At 48.9% G+C, this 458-nt stretch carries 1 protein-coding gene; it reads right to left on the bottom strand.

The window, feature by feature from the left end; genetic code table 11:
* Positions 1–458 (bottom strand): cyclopropane-fatty-acyl-phospholipid synthase family protein (locus A3751_RS00625; protein ID WP_197466063.1); only part of this gene is annotated, 458 nt, incomplete at both ends.

Here is a 458-nt window from a genome sequence, read left to right as displayed (position 1 = left end):
TGCCCTTCCAACTTTCGATAGTCCTCAAGTAGCAAGGTGATTTTGTCTTCGAGCCCCGCCTCCTTGACGCGCTGGCAAGCCAAGTCATATTGCTGACGTGAAATAGTGGTCGTGGTGACCTTGCACCCATAGTTTTGTGCTGCATAGATTGCAAAGCCGCCCCACCCCGTTCCGATCTCGACAACGTGGTCAGTTTTGCTCAATTGGAGTTTTTCACAAATCGTACGCAGCTTGTTTAACGAGCCTTCTTCCAAGCTTGCATCTTCACTCGGAAACAACGCAGACGAATACATCATGGTTGGGTCTAAAAAGGTCTTGAAAAAATCATTCCCCAAATCATAGTGCGCAGCGATGTTTCGCTTTGAGCCCTTCACCGTATTTTGGTTCAGGCGATGCATCACCTTCAGAACAGGTTTAGAGAGTTTAGCGAGCCCGCCCTCCATACCATCCAACACGTC

The sequence above is a fragment of the Oleiphilus sp. HI0080 genome, assembly GCF_001635135.1.
Note: the sequence above shows the minus strand (reverse complement) of the source record. Positions and strands in the feature narration are given on the sequence as shown.